This window comes from Sulfuricurvum sp. (assembly GCF_022759005.1).
Classification (GTDB): Bacteria; Campylobacterota; Campylobacteria; order Campylobacterales; family Sulfurimonadaceae; genus Sulfuricurvum.
The window spans coordinates 1-3,194 of sequence record NZ_JAEMQA010000096.1 but is presented as its reverse complement, the minus strand read 5'-3'; the positions used below and the strand labels follow the sequence as shown (position 1 = coordinate 3,194).

The 3,194-nt window shown below is 35.8% G+C and carries 3 protein-coding genes; all 3 read left to right on the top strand.

The genetic code is table 11. From position 1 onward, the window contains the following. Positions 1–330: 330 nt before the first annotated feature. The 3 genes from JHC35_RS06395 to JHC35_RS06385 all read left to right on the top strand — a co-directional run bounded on the left by JHC35_RS06395 (position 331) and on the right by JHC35_RS06385 (position 3,121). The gene (locus JHC35_RS06395; protein ID WP_295043125.1) at positions 331–1,926 is read left to right on the top strand and encodes a hypothetical protein; all 1,596 of its coding nucleotides are present in this window, start codon (positions 331–333) and stop codon (positions 1,924–1,926) included. A 120-nt stretch (positions 1,927–2,046) separates the two neighbouring features. Further along, complete coding sequence (locus JHC35_RS06390) at positions 2,047–2,763, top strand: hypothetical protein (protein ID WP_295043123.1); 717 nt, start codon at positions 2,047–2,049, stop codon at positions 2,761–2,763. 28 nt (positions 2,764–2,791) lie between these two features. Continuing rightward, positions 2,792–3,121, top strand: a complete 330-nt coding sequence (locus JHC35_RS06385) for a hypothetical protein (protein ID WP_295043121.1) — start codon at positions 2,792–2,794, stop codon at positions 3,119–3,121. Positions 3,122–3,194 lie beyond the last annotated feature (73 nt).

Here is a 3,194-nt window from a genome sequence, read left to right as displayed (position 1 = left end):
GATTTCAAAGTAGTAAAAAATATAAAATAAATATAGAGGCTATCCGCTAAAAACTTCATGGGTTCATGTTTTCATGGCAATTCTGTAAGTTTCCTCCACCACCGCTAGGTGGTGGGGGGAACATGGAAGAATCAGAAAACAGAATCAGAAGTTTTTCCCGAACAATCCGTAGGATTGGATTTACTTTATAAGAAAAGGTGGCGATTAACATAGCTCAAATAAGGGGTCAAAAAAGGTACGGAGTTAAAATCTCACACTAGCAACGCAATTATTTTCAAAAAAATCGAAAGTTCTTAAAATGTAAAACGGTTATATTTTAGGGGTGATGGATTGAAAAATAAATACGAATTGAGAGTAGCGTCCTTGTATGAAACGATGTTTCCAAATGATAATAAGGAGATAAGCTATTTCACTAAAAAGCAGTGGATAACCAATGAGCTAAAAAAGCAGTTCGAGCAAAGGGTGTTCAAACAAGAAGAAAAAGCGGTTAAAAAAGAGCGTGAGCAAAACAACTTTCTAAAAACTAAATACATCCCCAATCGTCGCAAAAAATATTTAGAATCCATCAGCGCCAACATTGAAGAATATAACGATAGCACCAAAAGAAATTTAGTGGTGTTTAACGGCTGTGAAGAGGTCGTAGAGGAGCAAACGGGCGATGACAATAGATTGGTGTTGGAATACTCCAATGTGAAGTATATGAAGCAATTTGGACACGACATCAAGCAATCCATTTTAGTCAATAAGACCGAAGCCAAAGAAAAAGATTACACCGCTACATTTTTTACGAATACCCTATTATCACGGTTTCAACCGTTTCGCACATCACGAGGCAATATCAAATTGCCGTTTGCGCAATGGACGGTCAATCCTAATTTTATCTATGCCAATTTAGACGAAGCGATAAGCGAGGGGTATTTGTATCTAAACTCATTTCTATCGGCATTTTTACATAGGGTGAAGAAGAACAGCCGAAAGCACCGAAAACTGGCAAAGGAGATAAAATACAACATTATTTTAGAACCTCATAGAACCCTTCAAGTCCATGCACACGGTATTATTTTTCATCACCCTGATTTGAGCGATTGGATAAAGGAGTGCTACGAGCGAACCTTGATTGAATACAATATGCCCTCAAACACCAATGACATCAAACAAAATTTTGGAAATATTGACGGTGCCACAAAATACATTGTCAAATACATTCAAAAGAATTTACAAATAGCCAACACACTTGATGACCAAGAACACAAACACGATTGGATAGAACAGCAAAAGACGGATATCAATGTGTATTTAGGGTGGAAACTGATGTTAGCTAATGGTGCCAGACTTCACCGTAGCAGTCGAAACAAATTAGACAAGAGAACATCACGATTAATTTATAGGGTGTGCGGTGATGCGGAAGAATACAAAAACGCTACGTTGCAACAAGCAACCGACAACGGCACTTGTCTAAGATATGAAATCAATAACGACACCGCAAAGCGAACCATCATCATAGAAGATGGGAAGAACGATAAAATCAAGGATTACAATGTTCAAGATAAGGACATCAAGCGTTTTCATGTATTAGAGGTCAAGCGTAAAATCTATAAATGCTTCCATCAAGGTCAAGTCATTGAAATCAATAAGAGTGAATACGACACAAAGAAAAAGCACTCCTCTAAAATATTAGGCGATGATTACCGTGCTCAACTATCAAAAGTCAAAGAACAAATCGAACAACTGGTCAAACTGCCCGAAGAGGATATGGTTAATAACGATTACACGACATTGAGCAATCTTTTAAAAATGGAGTCAGAGCTAAAAAAGCAAATCGGAATAGTTGATAGCCTTTACTCCGTTTATTACAAGGTGGAGCAGTTGATTATCACCGATATGGGGGAGAAGATTTTATACGATAAAAATTGGCATTCAATTTAGCAAGTGTGAAATCTCAAAAAAGCAACGCAAATTATTTGACTCCTAAATCTCTTTTCTTAAAATAATAAATATGGGTGAGTTATTTGATTCATCCATTACTAAAAATTTTAAAGGATGACAATGGAAGATATTAAATTAGGTTCAGTATTAGGGATTAGCGAAGAGGGTCAAGACGTAAGAGTGTCATTGAGAAATAAAGACTATAATAAAAACTTAAAAATGTCAGTTGCTGGATATAACATTACCGAAAAGGGAAATATCACCCTACAAGCCGTTAAAAACGATAAAGTCGAAACGCTTACAATGTTTCCAGAAGAAGGGGTAGAAGTTAAAGCAACCGATTTGGATAAATTGGTAAATAAACTAATCATTGTTGATAATGTGCAAAAAAATCAAACCAAAGACACATACGGAAAAGTCTTGAGCGTGTCAATGCGATGTCTATACATCAAAAGCAATATCAAGATAGTGTCGGAGTATCCAAACGCATTTGAGAACGGTGTATTCGCTTTATTTTACCCTATGGAAGAATTTTTGACATTGCGTTCATTCGAGGAAAAAGAGTTCAGAGTAGGCACGAATGAAAAAACTAAAAAGCCCGTAATGCGAAAAGCCTATGTTGCAACCATGAAAGATATGATGGGGTCAAAATTAGTATTGAAAAAAGTGTTGCTTATCAATGAGAACAAAGAGCAGTTAAAAACGATGATAGGAAAAAAAATCAAATTCGCTGAAACAGAGAAGGTAAAAAACAAAGACGAAAGTTTTTATATCTCCTACGACCTACCAGAAATTGAAGGGGTTAAGAAAGAAGCTCCAAAACCTGAATCTAAATAATTCAGGCTTTTGCCCTCGGAGCTATTCAATGAACTATAAAAGCAAAGTGCATCAACAAAACGCTGACAATTTAAAAAACCACTCATTAATCGAAACAAGAAAGAAGAAAAAGACCCTATCCGCTGATATTCAAATCACCGATGAATGGATACTCGTAAAATCGTACGCCATTGATATTTTAAAAGTGAATAAGAGTAGTGGTGCAATTTACTTTGACCGTGATAGCTATTCAAAAACCACAAGCGAACTGCAAAATATTATTGAGAAGTGGCTGGACAATAACGGGCTTCAAACCACCAACCCAAAAGACAGTATAAATCATGAAGTGGAAGAAATGAGAAGAGAAGACCTAGTATAAATATATTCTAAATATGATAGTTTTATAGATAATGTTTCGATTATACACACCTTGAGAAAATTCTTTTTTTTTA

Bases quoted from the DNA above. Each gene is read 5' to 3' on its own strand.
- JHC35_RS06385 (WP_295043121.1), top strand. From the start codon at position 2,792: ATGAACTATAAAAGCAAAGTGCATCAACAAAACGCTGACAATTTAAAA.
- JHC35_RS06390 (WP_295043123.1), top strand. From the start codon at position 2,047: ATGGAAGATATTAAATTAGGTTCAGTATTAGGGATTAGCGAAGAGGGT.